Raw genomic sequence first — 18,796 nt, forward strand, 5'->3', positions numbered from 1 at the left:
TTTCGGGCAATTAGCCGAACTGCGCCGAAAGGTCGCCGCCGGTGCGCAGGATTTCGTTCGCGGCGGGGGTATAGCTTTCGCGGTCGCCCTCATGTGATGCGCCGTGATGGATGACAAAGGGGGTGAGCAGCCGGAAAGGTGCCCGCCCGCCCTTGCGGGCGCGCAGAATCAACCGGCGCGCGGCGCGGCCCTCGCGGGAAGCCAGCGGCAGAACACTGGCCGAGCCGAGCGTGCCAAGTGTCGACAGAAGGTCGGGCAGGGCATCTGCACCAGTAATCATGGTCAGCCAGCCGCCCGGGCGCAGCCGGCGCGCGGCGGTGCTGACCCATTCTCCCATAGCGACAGCCTCGACCCGCATGGCCAGCGCGCGGCCGGCGACGGGCGAGGGGGTGCCGCCAGGCGGGTAGTAGGGCGGGTTGCAGATCACATGGTCAAAGTCGCGGCGCAGATCGCGCGGCATGTCGCGCAGGTCGCCTTCTGCCACCTCCAGCGCGATGCCGTTGCGGGCGGCGTTGCGGCGGGCAAGATCCGCATAGTCGGCTTGCAATTCCAGCCCGGCAAGACGCAGGCCCGGCACACGCCAGCCCAGACATAAGGAGGCAGCCCCGGCACCGCAGCCAAGATCCAGCACGCTCTGCCCCGCCTCTGCCGGACAGGCGGCGGCGAGCAGCACCGGATCTGTCGCCGCGCGATAGCCTTTCAGCGGCTGCCACAATCGCAGCTTTCCGCACAGAAACTTGTCATCACTGAGGTCCGCGTCGGAAAACATCAGCGCCCCGGGTCGATCTCATTGTCACGCAACACGGCGCGCGCGATGAAAAGGTCACGGTCCGCCACCATCAGCCGCTGCGGCAGAATGCCAAGGCTTCCATCAAGGATGCTCATGTGGACGTCGAGCGGAAACACCGCTATACCCTCGCCCTCAAGAAGGGTCGTGGCGAAGGCGATGACGGTCGGGTCTGTGCTGCGCAGGATTTCCTTCATGTCGCAGCAATGTCGGCAAAAGGCGCGCTTGTCGAGGGGATGAACGGGGGCGATATGGGGTTGGACGAGGCTGCACAGAAACCGCATGATCGCCTTGGCGAATGGCTGGCCGCCGATATGGAGGCGGTGAACGCCATGATCCGCGCCAGAATGGCGTCTGAACATGCGCCGCGCATTCCCGAGGTCACCGCGCATCTGGTGGAGGCCGGGGGCAAGCGGTTACGCCCGATGCTGACGCTGGCGGCGGCGCGGCTGTGTGGCTATGACGGCCCGTTCCACATCCATCTGGCGGCGACGGTGGAATTCATCCACACCGCCACCCTGTTGCATGACGATGTGGTGGATGAAAGCACCCAGCGGCGCGGGCGTCCGACGGCCAACCTGCTGTGGGATAACAAATCCTCGGTTCTGGTCGGCGATTACCTGTTCGCCCGCAGCTTTCAGTTGATGACCGAGACGGGCTCGCTGCGGGTGATGGAGATTCTGTCCAACGCCAGCGCCACGATTGCCGAAGGCGAGGTGCTGCAACTGACGGCAGCGCAGGATCTTGCGACAACGGAAAGCATTTATCTGCAAGTCGTGCGCGGCAAGACGGCGGCGCTGTTTTCTGCCGCGACCGAGGTGGGTGGCGTCATCGCAGGAGCTTCGGCTGAACAGGTGCAGGCGCTTTATACCTATGGGGATGCGCTTGGCATTGCCTTCCAGATTGCTGACGACCTGCTGGATTATGGCGGCACCTCTGCCGCCATCGGCAAGAATGTGGGTGATGATTTTCGCGAGCGCAAGCTGACCCTGCCGGTGATCAAGGCCGTGGCGCAGGCCGATGCGGCAGAGCTTGCCTTCTGGGAGCGCACGATAGCAAAGGGCCGTCAGGAAGACGGTGATCTGGAGCAGGCGCTGGCCATCATGGCCCGTCATGGCGCGATGGAAGCGGCGCGCGACGATGCGCTGGCCTGGGCCGCAAAGGCGCGGGCCGCCATCGACACGCTGCCCGACCATCCGCTGCGCGGCATGCTGTCGGATCTCGCTGCCTATGTGGTCGCGCGGATCAACTGAGCCATATCGGCCCGTCCCGGATAGATCAGGCCCGACGCGACCCACCACTCGGGCTGGTCTGCTGCCAGAGCCTCGGACGCCGCAATCGCCTCGGCCTCCTTCGCGAACAGTGCGAAACAGGTGGCGCCCGATCCTGACATGCGCGCGAACAGCGCGCCGGGCAGGGCCGCCAGCGCGCTGACCACATCGCCGATCACCGGGGCAATAGTCCGGGCGGGGGCCTCCAGATCATTGCGGGTCTCGCGCAGCCAATCCGCCAGCGCGGCGGCGTCGATCCATCCCGGCAAAGCCTCGGGCAGAGACGGGTTTTCCTTATGGGGCAGGGTCTTGAAAACCGCTGGCGTCGGCACCTCGACGCGCGGATTGGCCAGAACCACATGCACTTCGGGCAGCGGCGGCAGCCAGTCCAGCTTCTCTCCGATGCCACGCATCCGGGCAGGATGCGAGGCAAGACAGACCGGCACATCCGCCCCCAGCGCGGCCACCGCATCGGCCTGCGCCTGTGCCATGACCGGCATTCGCCCTGCCATGGCCTGAAGCCGCAGCAGCACGCGGATGGCCGCCGCCGCATCAGCCGACCCGCCGCCAATCCCGCTGGCCGGGGGCAGGCGCTTGTCCAGCACCAGTTCGGCACCCATGTCGCCCGCAACCAGCCGTGCCGCGCGCAGGACCAGATTATCGTCACCGGCAGGCACGCCCGCTGCAAAAGGCCCCGTGATCCGCAGGCTCAGCCCGTCCGCCGGGGTCGCGCGCAGCCCGTCGCCGATCCCGGCGAAGACAACCAGACTGTCCAGCAGGTGATAACCGTCTGCCCGCTGTCCGGTGACATGCAGGCAGAGGTTGATCTTGGCATGAGCGAATTCAGTGATCGTTTTCGGCAGCATCGACCTTGCCCAGCGGGGCGGCGCCTTCATCGGCAAGCACGCGGTCCAGCCCGATTTCCAGCTTGCGGCGAATGCGCTTCGCCTCTTTTTCGTCGGGGTCGAACGACAGGGCGCGGCGCCACTGGAATTGCGCTTCCAGCTTGCGACCGACCGCCCAATAGACATCGCCCAGATGGTCGGTCACGATCGGGTCCACCGGCTCCATCAGCGAGGCGGCTTCCATCGGCTCGACCGCCTCGTCATAGCGGCCAAGGCGGAAATAGGCCCAGGCCAGGCTGTCAGTGATATACCCGCTGTCGGGTTGCGCGGCGACGGCGCGCTTGATCAGGTCCAGCGCCTCGTCGAGGTTCTTGTTCAGTTCAAGAAAGCTGTAGCCGAGGTAATTGAGCACCTGCGGCTGATCGGGGCTCAGTTCCAGCGCCTTGCGCAGATCGGCCTCGGCCTGATCCCAGCGTTTCTGGCGCTCGTGACAGATGCCGCGGCTGAAGAACAGCGGCCAGTCGCGGGCGGTCGGGGTGCCGACCAGCGCGATGGCGGCGTCATAGCCCTTGGTCGCATCCTCGAACCGATCCTCGCGACGCAGCAGGTCGGCATAGGCGATCTGCACGCTGAGAAGCTTCGGATAGGTACGGGCAAGGTTCTGGAGCACCTCCAGCGCGGCATCGGTGCGGTCACTGGCCAGCAGGGTGTCGGCCCGGCCCAGTTCAGCCATATAGAATTCCGGCGCGGTGTTCGGAACCAGCGCAAAGGTTGCGGCGGCCATATCATGCTGGCCTTCCGCATTCAGCAGGCTCGCCGACATCAGCACCGCCTCGGTGTGATCGGGGCGCAGCCAGGCAGCCGTGCGGGCATAGATCAGGGTATAGCTGTTGTCCGCCTCACCATTCAGCGCCACGGCCATGGTGTAGAAGGCCTCGGCCACGCCTTCGGCAGGGTTGGTTGCGATGGCATAGGGCACAGGCTCGCCCGCATCCAGACGTGCGCGCATCTCATCGACCGCCGGATCTTGCCCCTGCGCGAAAGCGCCGTCCAGAAGCGCGACGGCATCGGCATTGCGTTCCAATTGGCTGAGGATCTGGGCATGACCGAGCAAAGCGCGGCGCACGGTTTTCAGGGGGGCGAGGGCAGGGTCCGACAGGATCTTGTCTGCCCCTTCGAAATCACCGACCGATGCCAGCGCCAGCGCCTTGTGATAGCGCGCGAAGAGGGCGGCACCTTTTGCCTCGGCGGCCTTGTCGAAGGCAGCCAATGCCTCGGTCATCCGGCCCTGACCGGCCTCGGACCAGGCGCCGACCAGCTGGTCGAACAGCGTATTGGTGCTTTGCCCCTTGGCAATAGCCGCTACGATGGCGGCGTAATCTCCGCGTTTGGCCTCGTCGGCCAGCAGGGCGAGGCTGGCGAACTGGCTTTTGCCCCCCAGATCGACAAGCTGTTGGCCATAGCGCGCCGCAGCCTCGAAATCACCCGAACCCATGGTGGCGACGATGGCGCCATTCAGCATATCGGTGTTCTGCGGGTCCTTCGCGAGCGCGCGGGCAAACCAGCCTGCCGCCTCGGCGTAATTGCTGTCCGTGGCGGCGACACGGGCGGCCAGATAGGCGCCGGCATCCACCGGCTGTTCCGGGGCGGATGCGGTCTCGGTCGTTTGCGCGGGGGCTGTCTCGGCCCGTGCCAGCGGCGCGCCCGCAAGGGCGGCAAGGGCAAGGACGAGGGCGGTAGGTCCGAGGCGCATTCAAATCTCCGCTGACTGGCCGATGCGCCAGATTAGGCTGCGCTTGGGCACAGCGCAATGCGCCGGGGGCCGCGCAGGGGCGTTGATGGCGTGAAGTCGCGCAGATGTTATTTCAATCACTTGCGCAACAGCCCGCGCGCCCCGCCTGCGATCAGCAGGGCAACATCGGTCATCGCCCGTGTGGGTGAAAGTCCGGGTGGTACGGCGATATAGCGCGGCTGCCAGTCCGGGTGGAACTTCTGCTTGAAGGCACGCAGGCCCGCGAAATTGTAAAAAGCCCCGCCATGGCGATAGATCAGCCGCCCGAAACGGTTCCACAGCCGCCCGACCGACCGCTCCGACAGGCCCGCCAGCGGCGCGACACCAAGGCTGAATTCGGTCGCGCCCAGATCGCGGTAATGTTCCATCAGCGTCAGGAACAGGAACTCCATCATGCCTGAAGCCTCATCGGGCAGATAGCGCATGAGGTCCACCGACACCCGCCGCCCGTCACCCGGAGCCAGCACATTGGCGAAGGCGAGGATCGGCCCGTCTGCCGCGCGCCGCACCACGGCGATCGGAAAGCGGGCCAGATAGGACGGCTCGAACCGTCCGACGGAAAAGCCCTTTTCGCGTGCGGTCTTGCCGCCGAGCCAGGCCTCCGACACCGTGGCCAGTTCCGCGAGCAGCGCGGCGTCATGCGGCGGTGTCAGAAGCTCCATCCGCAGGCCGTCACGCTCCTGCCGGTTGTGGGTGGCGCGCAGGGATTTGAAGGCGGCGCCCGACAGGCTGAAATTCTGCAACGGGATGACGGCCTCTTCGCCGACCTTGTGGAGCGCCATGCCCAGATCGACATAGACCGGCAGATGCTGCGGCCCGACTTCGTAGAACATCGGACGGCAATTGGCGCGCTGCGCCTGGTCGATGAAGGCCCAGCAAAGGTCAGGCACCTCCTCCGGGCGGCCGACGGGATCGCTCAGCGCGACCCAGGTCGAGCCTTGCACGCCGTACATGATGAAGGCGCCACCGGCATCCGAGAACAGAAAACGCTTGTCACCCGACAGGCCGATACAGCCCTGCGGATCGCCCGCCGCCGCCACGATGGCCGCTGCGCGCTCCAGCACGCCGGGATCTTGCGCGCGTACCGGACGGCTGCGCACCGGGCGCAGCGCCAGATAAATGCCGAAAAACAGCAGGATGGCCGAGGCGACCAGCCCGGCCCGCAACGCGCGGGGCGTATTGGCGCCATGGGCGATTTCGGTCCACAGATCGTTGGAATAGGGCGTGGTGCGGTGGACGAAGAAAAAGAACACCGCCGCCGCCAGCACGACCCCCAGAACCAGTGCGAACCATGCCGGGCTGAATACACCCTCGGTCAGCTTGGCCTTACGGTGGAAGGCTCCCCGGAACGGCAACAGCAGCAGCAGGCCCGCCCCCAGCAGCAGCGCGCTGTCCACATCAAACCCGTTCAGCAGCGAGGCAACCAGGCCGCCCGCCAGCACTGCCTGTGTCAGCCAGAACGCGGCCTCCACCCTCCGGGCCAGACCGTGCGACAGGATCAGCAGCAGCACCCCGGCCACAGCGGAGGCCAGCGTGCCGCCTTCGATCAGCAGGGCCGCGATGACGTCGCGGTCCGCCATCGCATCCCCCCGGACCGACGGGATCAGCGAGGCCATCAGCAGATAGACCCCGAAGCCGAAGGTCACCAGCCCCACCAGCGAGGGCACCACGCCGCCCAGAGCCTCGGTCACGGGGCGGCTTTGCGCGGGCAGGCGCCCCATCAGCCGGGTGATGAACCCGCCCGCCATCCGCGCCTCGTTGACCGAAACGATGACGAAGCCCAGCACGAAGGGCAGGATGTAATAGATCATTCGGAACATCAGCAGCGCGGCGGCAGCCTCACTGACGGGCACTTCCGGAGGCAGGGTGCCGATGACCACGGTTTCAAACACACCGACGCCGCCGGGCACGTGGCTCAGAATGCCGATCATCATGGCGATGGCGTAGATCGCCACGAAGGATGCAAAATCGGGGGTGCCGGCGGGCATCAGCACCCAGAGCGTATAGGCCGCTGCCACCACGTCGATCAGCGTCACCGCAAGCTGCCCGGCCAGACTGCGCGGCGGCGGCAGGCGCAGGTCGAACCGCCAGACCTTCAGGGAGCGGTTGCCCCAGGAAATGAACACGATCACCGCGACCGAGATCACCAGAACCGCCAGCGAGCCCCAGCGTACCAGGCCGGGGGACAGCGGCAGCACGTCCGAGGCCGCCATCGGATGCACCGCCAGCGCGGCCAGGCCGATCAGGGTCAGGCCGGTGCCGAGCGCCATGGCGATATAGGCTGAAACCGCCGCCACCTCGAAGGCATTCAGCCCGAAGGCGGAATAGATGCGATAGCGCACCGCCCCGCCGGAAACGATGCTGACGCCGATGGTATTGCCGAAGGCATAGCCCAGAAAACCGCCCAGCCCCACGACCCGCCACGGCAGCCGGTGTCCGATGAAATGCAGCGCGAAGACATCATAACCCACCAGCGCCGCATAGCCGACCGCTGTTGCCAGAACCGCGCCGATCAGGCTGTGCCACGGTGTTGCACGGATATGTGCCATCACATCCGCCGGATCGACCGGCCGCAGCAGGTGATACAGCGCATAAAGACCCAGCCCGAACAACCCGATACCCAGCAGGATCGGAAAGCTTCGGCGCAGGAAAGTGAGAGTGGATGAGATCATCTTGAAAATGCAGCCTGTCGCGGTCTTCCGGCCCCGTTTCAGCTAGGCCATCACCGTGCGCGTGTAAACACTGACGGGAGGATTGTGCCGTGGCGGAGCGGCCGCTGTGGCAGAGCGCCGCGCATCGGGGGCATTCAGCGGGTCGGCAAGGGGGAGGCTCCGACCGCATTCAGTGCCATGGCGGCATAGATCGCCTCGACCTCGGCGCGACCAAGGCGACCGCCCTCGCGATACCAGTTCGTCACCCCGGTCAGCATGGCAATCAGCGCCAGCGTGGCAAGCTTGGTGTCGGGCACCGCAAAGACCCCGGCGGCGCGGCCATCGCGCAGGATCGCCTCAAGCGTATTCTCGTAGCGGCGTCGCAGGGCTTCGATGGCGGTGAAATTGGCAGGCTCCAGATTGCGCAATTCCATGTAGGCAACGAAAACCGCGTCGGGCCGGTCGATGTGATAGCCGATATGGAACCGGGCGAACTGATCCAGCCGGGCCTCGGGGCCGTTGACAGGGGGCAGGGCGGCGCAGGCGGCCAGCAGACCGTCCAGATGGTCGCGCATCAGATCGGCCAGCAGGCTTTGCTTGTCGGGCGTGTACAGATACAGCGCCCCGGCCTGCACACCGACCTCGGCTGCGATCTGCCGCATGGAAACGGCGGCATAGCCGTGCCGGGCGAACAGGTGTTCAGCCGCCGCGCGGATGCGGGGGCCGGTGATTTCGGAGTGTGAGCCGGTCTTGCGTGCCATGTGTCCATGCTATCTGAACGCATGTTCAGTTCAAGCCCGCCCTTTCCGGGCCGCGGCTCTGGCTTGCCGAAAGGCCCGGCCTCCCTGTAAGGATAGGCGGCACGATGCCAGCGCCGGACCTGCCGATGAATGCTTTCCGCCCCTTCCTTCTTGCGCCGCTGGCCCTTGCGGCCTGCACGGCCATGCCGGAACTGGCGCCGCCTGCCGCCCCTGCGGGACCGGCCCCCGCGCTTCAGCCGATTGATACGCTGCTGGCAGAGGCGCAGCTTGATGCCGTGCCGGTCAACGCGGCGGATGGTCTGGCGGGTCGGGCCGCCGCGCTGCAGTCCCGTGCGGCTGCCCTGCGCGCGCTGCGTCTGACGACGCCGGAGCCGACCCCGGCAACAGACGGCTGACGCCAGCCCGATTGCGCAGGGCGGTTGAACGGGCTAACAGACGGACAGACAAATCACGGAGCATATTATGGTTCAGCCCCTGCGTCTCGGGCTCGCCGGTCTTGGAACAGTCGGCATCGGAGTGGTGAAGATCGTTCAGCAACATGCCGATCTGATCACTGCGCGCACTGGCCGCCCCGTGGTGATTACCGCCGTTTCGGCGCGGGACCGCACGAAGAACCGCGATGCCGATCTTTCGGCCTATGCCTGGGAAACCGATCCGGTTGCTCTTGCGCAGCGCGAAGATGTCGACGTGTTCGTCGAGGTGATGGGCGGGCATGAGGGCGCGGCGAAAGCTGCGACCGAGGCCGCCATCGCAGCGGGCAAGGATGTTGTGACCGCGAACAAGGCGCTGCTGGCGCATCACGGGCAGACACTGGCCGAAGCGGCCGAGGCCGCGGGCCGGGTGATCCGGTTTGAGGCGGCGGTGGCGGGGGGGATCCCCGTCATCAAGGCGCTGACCGAAGGTCTGGCTGGCAACCGTATCACCCGTGTCATGGGCGTTATGAACGGCACCTGCAACTATATCCTGACCCGGATGCAGAACGCAGGCCTGCCCTATGAAACCGTGTTCGAGGAAGCCCGCCAATTGGGCTATCTTGAGGCCGATCCGAATCTTGATGTGGGCGGGATCGATGCCGGACACAAGCTGTCGCTGCTGGCCGCCATCGCCTTCGGCACCCGCGTCGCCTTCGACGCGGTAGAGCTTGAAGGCATCGGCAATGTCTCGATCGAGGATATCGAACTGGCCGACGACATGGGCTATCACATCAAGCTCCTCGGCGTGGCGCAGATGTCGGGACGCGGGCTGGAACAGCGCATGACCCCGTGCCTTGTGCCTGCCGAAAGCCCCTTTGGCCAGCTGCAAGGCGGCACCAATATGGTGATGCTGGAAGGCGACAGTGTGGGCCAGATCGTGCTGCGCGGCCCCGGCGCGGGCGAGGGCCCGACCGCCAGCGCGGTGATGTCCGATGTCATCGACATCGCGCGCGGTCTGCGACTGCCGACCTTCGGGCGGCCTGCCGCCACGCTGGTTCCGGCGGTTCCGGCCAAGGCCGCGACCCCCGCGCCCTATTACCTGCGGATGACGCTGCTGGACAAACCCGGCGCCCTGGCCAAGATCGCCACCTGTCTGGGCGAGGCGGGCATCTCCATCGACCAGATGCGCCAGATCAACCAGCCGGGCGAGGAAGATGACGATGCGATCGTCATCTTCGTCACGCACAAAGCGGCCCCGGCCGATGTGGCACATGCACTCACAAGCTTTGCGCAGACCGGCGTGCTTGTTGGTCAGCCCGTCGCCATCCGCATCGAGGAACTGTAAGCGGGCAGGCCGCGCCAGTGCGTTAGCGGAACCATCCTTGCGGGCAGGGCTTGCGGCGGCTAGGACAGGGCAAAGTCTTTAACCGGCCTCCATACGGGGCAGACAATGGGGGTTTTCATGGCCGATGCGGCTCAGTTTCAGGATCGGATGCTTTCCCTCGGACTCGCCCGCGTGTCCGAGGCGGCAGCACTTGCCTCGGCGACGCTGATCGGCCGGGGGAACGAGAAGGCGGCGGATCAGGCGGCCGTCAATGCGATGCGCGATCAGCTCAACCTCCTGGACATTGCCGGTGTTGTGGTGATCGGCGAGGGCGAGCGTGACGAGGCGCCGATGCTGTATATCGGTGAGGAAGTCGGCACCGGCAACGGCCCGGCTGTGGATATCGCGCTCGATCCGCTGGAAGGGACCACGCTGACCGCCAAGGACATGCCGAACGCGCTGACCGTGATCGCCATGGCGCCGCGCGGCACGTTGCTGCATGCGCCCGATGTTTACATGGAAAAGCTGGCCATCGGTCCGGGCTATGCGCCCGACATCGTGACGCTGGAGATGAGCCCGGCGGAGCGTGTGGAGGCGCTGGCCCGCGCCAAGGGTTGTGCACCGGGCGATATCACCGTCTGCATCCTGGAGCGTCCGCGCCACGAGACGCTGATTGCCGAGGTGCGCGGCACCGGCGCGGCGATCCGGTTGATTACCGACGGCGATGTGGCGGGCGTGATCCATTGCGCCGAAAGCGACAAGACCGGCATCGACATGTATATGGGGTCGGGCGGGGCGCCGGAGGGCGTACTGGCAGCTTCGGCCCTGAAGTGCATGGGCGGCCAGATCTATGGCCAGCTGCTGTTCCGCAACGATGACGAACGCGCCCGCGCCGCAAGTGCCGGGATCACCGATCTGAACCGGATTTATACCCGTGACGAGATGGTGACCGGCGATGTGATCTTTGCCGCGACCGGGGTGACCAATGGCTCGATCCTGTCGGGCATCAAGCGCGAGCCGGGCTGGGTGACGACCGAGACGCTCTTGATGCGGTCGAAAACCGGATCGGTGCGGCGGATGAGCTATCGCAGCCCTGTGAAAGCCTGAGGTTCCGAAATGTCAAAAAGGCCCCCGGTTTCGGGGGCCTTTTGCATTTTGAGTGTCGGGTTTTCACCTGTCCTCGGGCCGCAGCACCATCTGGGTCTGCGTAACCATCGCCGCCAGCTTGCCATCCTCGCGCAGGATGCGGGTCTGCCACACAATTGTCTTGCGCCCCTTGTGCAGCGGCTCGGTCACCGCGCGGGCGGTGGTGCCCAGCGGCACGGGGCGGAAGAAGCCGGTCTTGCTTTCCACTGTCACCGTCCCCTCACCCTCGCGCAGGTTGAGGAAGGTCGCCGTCCCGCCCAGGTTATCCGCTAGGCCCATGATGGCGCCGCCATGCAGAACGCCGTTCCGGTTTCCCAGAGCCTCGGTCACCTCAAGTTCGGCCTCCACCCGGTCGGGCGTGGCCGACACGATCCTCAGACCCAGCAGGCGGGCGAAGGCAGGCTGATCGGCAGCGATGGGCGGAATGTCAGACATGTGAAACTCGGGGACTGTGTTGAGAAGAAAACGCCCGCCACCTTGCGGGGCGGGCGTTCGAATCTCACAAGGCCGGGTCAGCGGCGGCGGTCGCGCCGCGCGCTCATCGGCTGGAAGGCCACGCCGACATGGGCGTCGCAATAGGGCTTGCCCGCCTGCGAGGGCAGGCCGCAGAACCAGAAATCTTCGGTCGCCGGATCACCGATCGGCCATTTGCAGGTGCGTTCGGTCAGTTCCATCAGCGTCAGCTTGCGGGCGCGCTTTTCCACCTCGCGCACCGAGGCCAGCGCCTCGGGGCTGATCTCGTTGGCCGAAGGTTGCGGCGGCAGCGGCTGGCCTGCCGGAACGATGGCCTTGCGCAGCGGGATCGGGGCCGAGGGGGCCGGGGCAGCCGCTGCCGGTTGCGGGGCAGGGCGTTCGGGCGGGGCAGGGCGCGGCGGCTCTGCCGCGCGCGGGGCCGGTTCGGGGGCCGGGCGCGGGGTTTCGACGCGCGGGGCCGGAGCCTCGACCGCGACCTCTTCCTCATCCTCTTTGCCGCCAGCGCCGCCGACACGGTTCGACAGGCCCAGACGGTGAACCTTGCCGATCACCGCGTTGCGGGTCACGCCGCCCAGCTCTTTGGCGATCTGGCTGGCGCTCTGGCCTTCAGACCACATCCTCTTGAGCGTCTCGACGCGCTCGTCAGTCCACGACATGCTGTTCTCCGGCTTGGGTCTCCCGCGGCACGGCCGGGCGCGGGGTCGGACGCTATTTTACCCTGCCACGCCGCAGATACAAGCCATGCAGATGAAGCGCGTCCGCCTCAGACCTCAATCTGGGTAAAGCCGTCGCGCAGGGCCCTGGACCAGGCCTCGCTCATGGCGCGGAACTGTTCGTCCCCGGCCTCGATCCGCCGCCGCATGCTGATCTGGCATGCATCGCGTTCGATCACGCACATATCGAGCGGCATGCCGACCGAGAGATTGGATCGCAGCGTGGAATCCATGCTCAGCAGCACCGCCTTCTGCGCATCGGCCAGCGAGGTTTCAGGCCGCACCACCCGGTCAAGGATCGGCTTGCCGTATTTGTGTTCGCCGATCTGGAGGAAGGGGGTATCCTCGGTCGCCTCGATGAAATTGCCCTCGGGGTAGATGAGGAACAGCCGCATCACGCCGCCGCGCCGCTGACCTGCAACGATCATCGAGGCAGAGGCGCTCTGGCGCATCGCGCTCATCTTCTCGTCCACCTCATTGCGGACGGAGGCCAGCATGTTGCCGACAATCTCGGCCACCTTCAGCATGGTTGGCGCTTTCAGGATCGAGGTTTCGCCGTCGGCGTCGGGTTCTTCGATGGCTTCGCGCAGGCGTGCGATGGTGGTCTGCGTCACGCTGAGGCTGCCAGCAGTCATGATGGCGATGACACGCTCGCCCGGCTCTTCGAAAGTGAACATCTTGCGGTAGGTCGAGATATTGTCGAGTCCGGCGTTGGTCCGGGTGTCCGACAGCAGCACCATGCCTTCATTCAGCAGAAGGCCTACGCAATAGGTCATGTTCGTTTCCGTGAGTGGCGTTTGACGCAACACTAGGGCTGCGCCCGCGCGGGCGCAACCACCGCTTCGTCACTGCTGTTCCTGCTGCTGGCCCTGCGTGCAGACGGCCACGCGCACTGCCATGGTTTCGGCGCCGGGACCGCGCGCGATGCCGCGGATCGGCGCCGCATCCTGTGCGTCGAAGCCGGAGGCAAGCCGGATGTAGCGTTCATCCGGGCAGCAGGCATTGGCCGGATCGAAACCGACCCAGCCCAGACCGGGCAACCAGATTTCGGCCCAGGCATGGGCGGCCTCATGCGCCTTGCCCCCGGCATCCGCGAACAGGTAGCCCGAGACATAGCGCGCGGGCATCCCCCGGTGCCGTGCAATGGCGATCAGGGCGTGGGCGTGATCCTGGCAGACACCTTCGCCCAGACCCAGTGCTTCGGCGGCTGTGGTATGCGCCTCGGTCACGCCGGGGCGATAGGTGATCGCTTCTGCCACCGCAGCGGAAAGCCGGTGCGCGGCATCCAGCGGGCCGTCGGCGCCTTCTGCCGCCTCTGACAGATCGACCAGCGCGGTATCGACGCGGGTGGGCAGGGTGTCGCGCAGATAGACTTCGGGGCGCACCGTCTCGCGATGGCCACGCAGAACCCCGGCAAGGTCGCGGGTATCGACCGTGCCGGTGACCTGCACCAGAATTTCACTGACCGGGCCGATCACGGACCAGGCGCTGATCCGGTCGCCCGCGCCGTCGCGGAAGCTGCCGCCCTGAAGTCCGTCGCTGACGGTAACCTTCCAGTCCAGTACCGTCTGCCCTTCGAACACCGAAGGCGTCAGGCGATGGCTTTGCACCACACCGCGCACGGGCGCGGCATAGCGATAACAGGTGACATGATCGACGGTCAGACGCATCAGCGCAGATCCCCGCTCAGATAAGATTCATGGATGGCAGTGCCCAGTTCGGCGGAATCGCGGATGAACCGCGACAGAAACTCGTGCAGCCCCTCGTCGAAAATCGCCTCGACATTGGTGGTTTCCAGCTCGTTCAGCATGGCGGTGGCCTTGCCCTGTGCAGGCATGGTGCGGCCATAGGCCTTGGCCAGTCGCGTCAGGTGGTTGTTCACGCCGGACAGGCAGGTGATGAGCGAACGCGGGCTTTGCGGATTGAGGATCAGGAAATCCGCGATCTTGGCCGCCGTCACCTCGCCGCCATAGGCCCAGTGGAAGGCGCGATGCGCCCCCATGGCCCGCAGAAGCGTCGTCCATTGATAATTGTCGAGCCCGGACCCCACGAATTCGATGCGTGGCAGCAGGACGTAATATTTCACATCCAGCATCCGGGCGGTGTTGTCGCCGCGTTCCAGATAGTAGCCGATATTCAGGAAGTTGTAGCCGTCATTGCGCAGCAGCGTCGCGTCGATGGCGCCGCGCACCATGGCGGTGTGGCGCATCACCCATTCGGTCAGGCGGCTGAGTTCCAGCTCGCTGCGCGGGGTGCGTTCCAGTTGCCGCAACTCCTGAAAAGCGGTGTTCAGCGCGTCCCAGACCTGGCTGGTCAGCGCTGTGCGCACGATGCGGCCGTTTTCCCGCGCCGCCGTGATGCAGCTTGCCACCGAGGAGGGGTTGTCGCGGTCGAAGAACAGCCAGCTTTCAAGGTTGCGCTGCACCGGGTCGCCGTATTTGTGGGAAAACCCGTTGGCCGTGCCCGAGGATTGCAGCAGGCTGTCCCATTCGTTGCGATAGCCATGGGTGGAGGGCATCAGCGTGATGCGCGATCCCACTTCCAGCAGCCGCGCCGCAATGTCGGCGCGTTCCATATAGCGGGCGATCCAGTAGAGGTTGTCTGCGGTTCTGCTCAGCATCAATGATTACTCCGCCAGCACCCAGGTATCCTTGACCCCGCCGCCCTGAGACGAGTTCACCACAAGGCTGCCGTCTTTCAGCGCCACGCGGGTCAGCGCGCCGGGCACGAGGTCGATGCTTTCGCCGACCAGGCAATAGGGCCGCAGGTCCACATGGCGTGGTGCGATACCTTCGGCCACGAAAGTCGGCGTCGTGGACAGCGCAAGCGTCGGCTGAGCGATATAATTGTCGGGATCGTCAAGGATCTTCAGCCGGAAGGCCTCGACCTCGGCCTTGGTGGATTTCGGCCCGACCAGCATGCCGTAACCGCCTGAGCCATGCACCTCTTTCACGACCAGTTCGGGCAGGTTGTCGAGCACATATTTCAGGTCATCCGATTTGCCGCATTGCCAGGTCGGCACGTTGTTGAGGATCGGCTCTTCCCCCAGATAAAAGCGCACCATTTCGGGCACGAAAGTATAGACCGCCTTGTCATCCGCCACGCCCGCACCGGGTGCGGAACAGATCGCCACCCCGCCGGAGCGGTAGACATCCATCAGCCCCGGCACGCCCAGCATGGAATCCGGGCGGAAGCACAGCGGGTCGATGAAGGCATCGTCAATCCGGCGATAGATCACATCCACCTTCTTCGGGCCCTCGGTGGTGCGCATCCAGACAAATTCGCCCTCCACGAACAGATCCTGCCCTTCCACCAACTCGACCCCCATCAGATCGGCGAGGAAGCTGTGTTCGTAATAGGCGCTGTTGAAATGGCCGGGGGTCAGCAGAACCACGCGCGGCTCGCCCGTGCATTTCGCGGGCGCGACCGAGGCGAGTGTACGGCGCAGCCTTTCGCTGTAACTGTCGACCGGCTGGATGCGGTTCTCGCGGAACAGATCGGGGAACATCCGCATCATGATTTCGCGGTTTTCCAGCATGTAGCTGACACCCGAGGGCGTGCGGCAGTTGTCTTCCAGCACAAAAAACTCGTCAGGCCCGGTGCGCACGAGGTCAATGCCGACGATGTGGCTGTAAACTCCCTTGGGCGGCACGAAGCCGACGACGGCCTTTTCGTAAGCCTCGTTTTCATACACCAGACGCGCCGGGATGCGCCCGGCCTTCACGATCTCGCCCCGGCCATAGACATCGGCCAGAAACATGTTCAGCGCCCGCGCGCGCTGCTTGATGCCGCGTTCCAGCCGGGTCCATTCCGGGGCGGTGAACACGCGGGGGAACATGTCGAACGGGATCAGCCGATCCGGGTCGCCGCCCTCGCCATAGACCGCGAACGTGATGCCGATGCGGCGAAACAACGTTTCAGCCTCGGCCTGCTTCATCTGCCTGAGCTCGGCCGGCATATGCCGCATCCAGTCTTCCAGCCGCGCATAAGGCGCGCGCACTGCGCCGTTATCATACATTTCGTTGAAATAGGTCGTCACTGAAGCGCCCCCGATCTTGCTGATTTCAGTTAAGCGTCGCCCCGGCGGACATGAAAGCGGCGGTGACGGTTTTCGCGGCAAAAAGGCCTGAAACCTGCCGGGAACAGGGTCATTCGCCTAATATTTGAGCAAATTTTGGTGAATTGCAGGAGCCAAAGCCTTTCGGATGGCCGAATCCGGGCGAAAATTCCCTATCGCGTGCATCAGATTTGCATGGCCCGGAAGGGCCTGAGGCTTGCGCTTGGTCCCTTCGGGAACCTAGATGGGAACAAACATGCTTGAGGTTCCTCCATGACTCTTCCGCTTCCTTCGCCGGTTTTCGATGCCAATGCCGCCGGGGGCGGGCTGGGCAATCTGCCCGAATGGGATCTGACCGATCTTTACCCCGCGCCGGATGCGCCCGAAGTTGCGCGCGACATGGCCTGGCTGGAAAAAGCCTGTGCCGATTTCGCGGCGGCCTATGAAGGCAAGCTGGCGGACCTCGATGCTGCCGGGTTGCTGGCCTGCGTGCAGGAATACGAGGCAATCGACGTGATCGCCGGGCGCCTGATGTCTTACGCCGGGCTGCGCTATTACCAGAACACCATGGACAGCGAGCGCGCCAAGTTCATGGCCGATGCGCAGGACCGTGTCACCACCTTCACCACGCCGCTGGTGTTCTTCAGCCTGGAGTTCAACCGTCTGGAAGATGCGGCGCTGGACCGGCTGCTGGCCGCCAATGCCGATCTGGCCCGCTACAAGCCGGTGTTCGACCGGATGCGCGCCATGCGCCCGCACCAGCTTTCGGACGAGTTGGAGCGCTTCCTGCATGACGAAAGCGTCGTCGGCGCCTCGGCCTGGAACAAGCTGTTCGACGAGACGATGGCAGGCCTGATGTTCAAGGTCGCGGGCGAGGAGGAGGAGCTGAACCTCGAAGCCACGCTGAACCTGCTGACCGATACCGACCGCGCGAAACGCGAGGCTGCGGCGCGGTCGCTGGCCGAAGTCTTTGATCGCCATATCAAGCTGTTTGCGCGGGTGCACAACACGCTGGCCAAGGAAAAGGAAATCCATGATCGTTGGCGCAAGATGCCCAGCCCGCAGCATGGCCGCCATCTGTCGAACCATGTGGAACCCGAGGTGGTGCAGGCTTTGCGGGATGCCGTGGTTGCCGCCTATCCCAAGCTCAGCCATCGCTACTATGCGCTGAAGGCGAAATGGCTGGGTCTCGACCGGCTGCAAGTCTGGGACCGCAACGCGCCGCTGCCCATCGAACAGCCGAAAACCGTGGACTGGGATACCGCACGCAAGACGGTTTCCGATGCCTATGCCGTCTTCTCGCCGCGTCTGGCCGAACTGGCCGAGCCGTTCTTCACGCAGGGCTGGATCGACGCAGGTGTGAAGCCCGGCAAGGCCCCCGGTGCGTTCGCGCATCCGACCGTCACCACCGTGCATCCCTATGTGATGCTGAATTACCTCGGCAAACCGCGCGATGTGATGACGCTGGCGCATGAACTGGGGCATGGCGTGCATCAGCGGCTGGCGGCGGCACAGGGGGAGTTGTTGTCCTCCACCCCGCTGACGCTGGCCGAAACCGCCAGTGTGTTTGGCGAGATGCTGACCTTCCGCAAGCTCCTGGACGGAGCCAGAACCCCGGCCGAGCGCAAGACCTTGCTGGCCGGAAAGGTCGAGGACATGATCAATACGGTCGTGCGCCAGATCGCCTTCTATGATTTCGAATGCAAGCTGCATGCGGCGCGGGCGGAAGGGGAACTGACCCCCGACGACATCAATGCCCTGTGGATGAGCGTGCAGGCCGAAAGTCTTGGCCCGGCCTTCGATTTCATGGATGGGTATGAGACCTTCTGGGCCTATATCCCGCATTTCGTGCATTCGCCGTTCTACGTCTATGCCTATGCCTTCGGTGACGGGTTGGTGAACGCGCTTTACGCGGCCTATGCCGATGGTCTGCCGGAGTTCCAGGAGAAGTATTTCGATCTGCTGAAGGCGGGCGGCTCGAAGCACCACAAGGAACTGCTGGCGCCCTTCGGGCTGGATCTGTCTGATCCCGGTTTCTGGCAGAAGGGGCTCGACATGATCGCGGGCTTCATTGACGAGCTTGAGGCGATGGAAGCCTGATCCTGAACCGGCCCTTCGGGGCCGGTTTTCATTTGTGGTCGTCAGAAATGTGCCTTGGGCTCATCGGGTTTGCCCGCCGCCACAGCGAGCAAGCCGCCGACAAGGCAGAAGCCGATCGGGAACATGGTGAAGACGCCAAAGCCGAAGGCCAGATAGATCAGACCCGCCGACAACAGCATCAGAATACCACCCCAGAGCGCGCGCGCCCGCGCCATGGCGCCGCCGGCAATGGCCAGCAACGGGGCGAGGAAACTCGCAAGCCGGATGGTCTGCGCATTCTCGAACTGGCCGAACATCCGCCCGACTTCGGCGTGATTCTGAACGACCTCGGTATAGCCGAAGCTGAAGAAGCCCACGATCATGGCGAAGATGCCGCCAATCAATCCCAATACCAGAGCGGCGTTGCGCATGGCCTGTCCTTTGCTTCGGTCCGGGAAATCACATGGGACCAGCGGTGCGCCC

General features: G+C 65.1%; 18 protein-coding genes. 5 read left to right on the forward strand and 13 right to left on the reverse strand.

The genetic code is table 11. The features are described 5' to 3' along the window. Positions 1–10 precede the first annotated feature (10 nt). Together C8N34_RS05675 and C8N34_RS27290 are read right to left on the reverse strand one after the other, a co-directional pair. Positions 11–769: a tRNA1(Val) (adenine(37)-N6)-methyltransferase gene (locus C8N34_RS05675; protein WP_108128151.1), complete on the reverse strand. Its 759-nt coding sequence runs from the start codon at positions 767–769 to the stop codon at positions 11–13. After that, positions 769–1,149, reverse strand: a complete 381-nt coding sequence (locus tag C8N34_RS27290; protein WP_422387658.1) for a putative signal transducing protein — start codon at positions 1,147–1,149, stop codon at positions 769–771. Before C8N34_RS27290 ends, C8N34_RS05675 begins: the two co-directional genes overlap by 1 nt. On the opposite strand from C8N34_RS27290, the gene C8N34_RS05685 reads away from it, so the two are divergent. Next, positions 1,039–2,040 (forward strand): polyprenyl synthetase family protein, encoded by a 1,002-nt coding sequence (locus C8N34_RS05685; RefSeq protein WP_108128351.1) that lies wholly within the window; start codon positions 1,039–1,041, stop codon positions 2,038–2,040. The genes C8N34_RS27290 and C8N34_RS05685 overlap by 111 nt on opposite strands. Here the strand turns inward: C8N34_RS05685 and C8N34_RS05690 are convergent. From C8N34_RS05690 to C8N34_RS05705, 4 genes are all read right to left on the reverse strand, one after another. Next, positions 2,016–2,909, reverse strand: a complete 894-nt coding sequence (locus C8N34_RS05690) for a 4-(cytidine 5'-diphospho)-2-C-methyl-D-erythritol kinase (RefSeq protein WP_108128352.1) — start codon at positions 2,907–2,909, stop codon at positions 2,016–2,018. The two genes, C8N34_RS05685 and C8N34_RS05690, sit on opposite strands and share 25 nt — an antisense overlap. Further along, entirely contained in the window at positions 2,902–4,656 is a 1,755-nt protein-coding gene (locus tag C8N34_RS05695; RefSeq protein ID WP_108128153.1) for a tetratricopeptide repeat protein, read from the reverse strand. Before C8N34_RS05695 ends, C8N34_RS05690 begins: the two co-directional genes overlap by 8 nt. Positions 4,657–4,772: 116 nt before the next feature. Next, on the reverse strand, positions 4,773–7,367 hold the full coding sequence (mprF, locus tag C8N34_RS05700) for a bifunctional lysylphosphatidylglycerol flippase/synthetase MprF (RefSeq protein WP_108128154.1): 2,595 nt from the start codon (positions 7,365–7,367) through the stop codon (positions 4,773–4,775). A gap of 134 nt (positions 7,368–7,501) precedes the next feature. Beyond that, positions 7,502–8,107 (reverse strand): TetR/AcrR family transcriptional regulator, encoded by a 606-nt coding sequence (locus C8N34_RS05705; RefSeq protein WP_108128155.1) that lies wholly within the window; start codon positions 8,105–8,107, stop codon positions 7,502–7,504. Between the two features lie 104 nt (positions 8,108–8,211). Between C8N34_RS05705 and C8N34_RS05710 the strand changes: the two genes are divergently transcribed. The 3 genes from C8N34_RS05710 to glpX all read left to right on the forward strand — a co-directional run bounded on the left by C8N34_RS05710 (position 8,212) and on the right by glpX (position 10,951). Further along, the gene (locus tag C8N34_RS05710) at positions 8,212–8,502 is read left to right on the forward strand and encodes a hypothetical protein (protein WP_108128156.1); all 291 of its coding nucleotides are present in this window, start codon (positions 8,212–8,214) and stop codon (positions 8,500–8,502) included. Between the two features lie 67 nt (positions 8,503–8,569). Then, a complete protein-coding gene (locus C8N34_RS05715) occupies positions 8,570–9,865 on the forward strand; it encodes a homoserine dehydrogenase (RefSeq protein ID WP_108128157.1) in 1,296 nt (431 codons plus the stop codon). A 117-nt stretch (positions 9,866–9,982) separates the two neighbouring features. Beyond that, entirely contained in the window at positions 9,983–10,951 is a 969-nt protein-coding gene (glpX, locus tag C8N34_RS05720) for a class II fructose-bisphosphatase (RefSeq protein ID WP_108128353.1), read from the forward strand. Between the two features lie 63 nt (positions 10,952–11,014). Here the strand turns inward: glpX and C8N34_RS05725 are convergent, their stop codons facing one another. The 6 genes from C8N34_RS05725 to C8N34_RS05750 all read right to left on the reverse strand — a co-directional run bounded on the left by C8N34_RS05725 (position 11,015) and on the right by C8N34_RS05750 (position 16,195). Continuing rightward, a complete protein-coding gene (locus C8N34_RS05725) occupies positions 11,015–11,425 on the reverse strand; it encodes a PaaI family thioesterase (protein ID WP_108128158.1) in 411 nt (136 codons plus the stop codon). 77 nt (positions 11,426–11,502) lie between these two features. After that, positions 11,503–12,120: a GcrA family cell cycle regulator gene (locus C8N34_RS05730; protein ID WP_108128159.1), complete on the reverse strand. Its 618-nt coding sequence runs from the start codon at positions 12,118–12,120 to the stop codon at positions 11,503–11,505. Positions 12,121–12,227: 107 nt separating this feature from the next. Continuing rightward, complete coding sequence (locus tag C8N34_RS05735) at positions 12,228–12,953, reverse strand: proteasome-type protease (protein WP_108128160.1); 726 nt, start codon at positions 12,951–12,953, stop codon at positions 12,228–12,230. 69 nt (positions 12,954–13,022) lie between these two features. After that, positions 13,023–13,847: a transglutaminase family protein gene (locus tag C8N34_RS05740; RefSeq protein ID WP_108128161.1), complete on the reverse strand. Its 825-nt coding sequence runs from the start codon at positions 13,845–13,847 to the stop codon at positions 13,023–13,025. Continuing rightward, a complete protein-coding gene (locus C8N34_RS05745) occupies positions 13,847–14,797 on the reverse strand; it encodes an alpha-E domain-containing protein (protein ID WP_108128162.1) in 951 nt (316 codons plus the stop codon). Before C8N34_RS05745 ends, C8N34_RS05740 begins: the two co-directional genes overlap by 1 nt. A gap of 6 nt (positions 14,798–14,803) precedes the next feature. Continuing rightward, a complete protein-coding gene (locus tag C8N34_RS05750; protein ID WP_054302382.1) occupies positions 14,804–16,195 on the reverse strand; it encodes a circularly permuted type 2 ATP-grasp protein in 1,392 nt (463 codons plus the stop codon). A 312-nt stretch (positions 16,196–16,507) separates the two neighbouring features. Here C8N34_RS05750 and C8N34_RS05755 point away from each other — a divergent pair, with 312 nt between their 5' ends. Then, positions 16,508–18,334 (forward strand): M3 family oligoendopeptidase, encoded by a 1,827-nt coding sequence (locus C8N34_RS05755; RefSeq protein WP_108128164.1) that lies wholly within the window; start codon positions 16,508–16,510, stop codon positions 18,332–18,334. A gap of 41 nt (positions 18,335–18,375) precedes the next feature. On the opposite strand, the gene C8N34_RS05760 is transcribed toward C8N34_RS05755, so the two are convergent. Continuing rightward, positions 18,376–18,744, reverse strand: a complete 369-nt coding sequence (locus tag C8N34_RS05760) for a hypothetical protein (RefSeq protein WP_054302376.1) — start codon at positions 18,742–18,744, stop codon at positions 18,376–18,378. Positions 18,745–18,796: the final 52 nt, after the last annotated feature.

It is taken from the genome of Gemmobacter caeni (assembly GCF_003054195.1).
In the GTDB taxonomy this organism is placed as follows: Bacteria; Pseudomonadota; Alphaproteobacteria; order Rhodobacterales; family Rhodobacteraceae; genus Gemmobacter; species Gemmobacter caeni.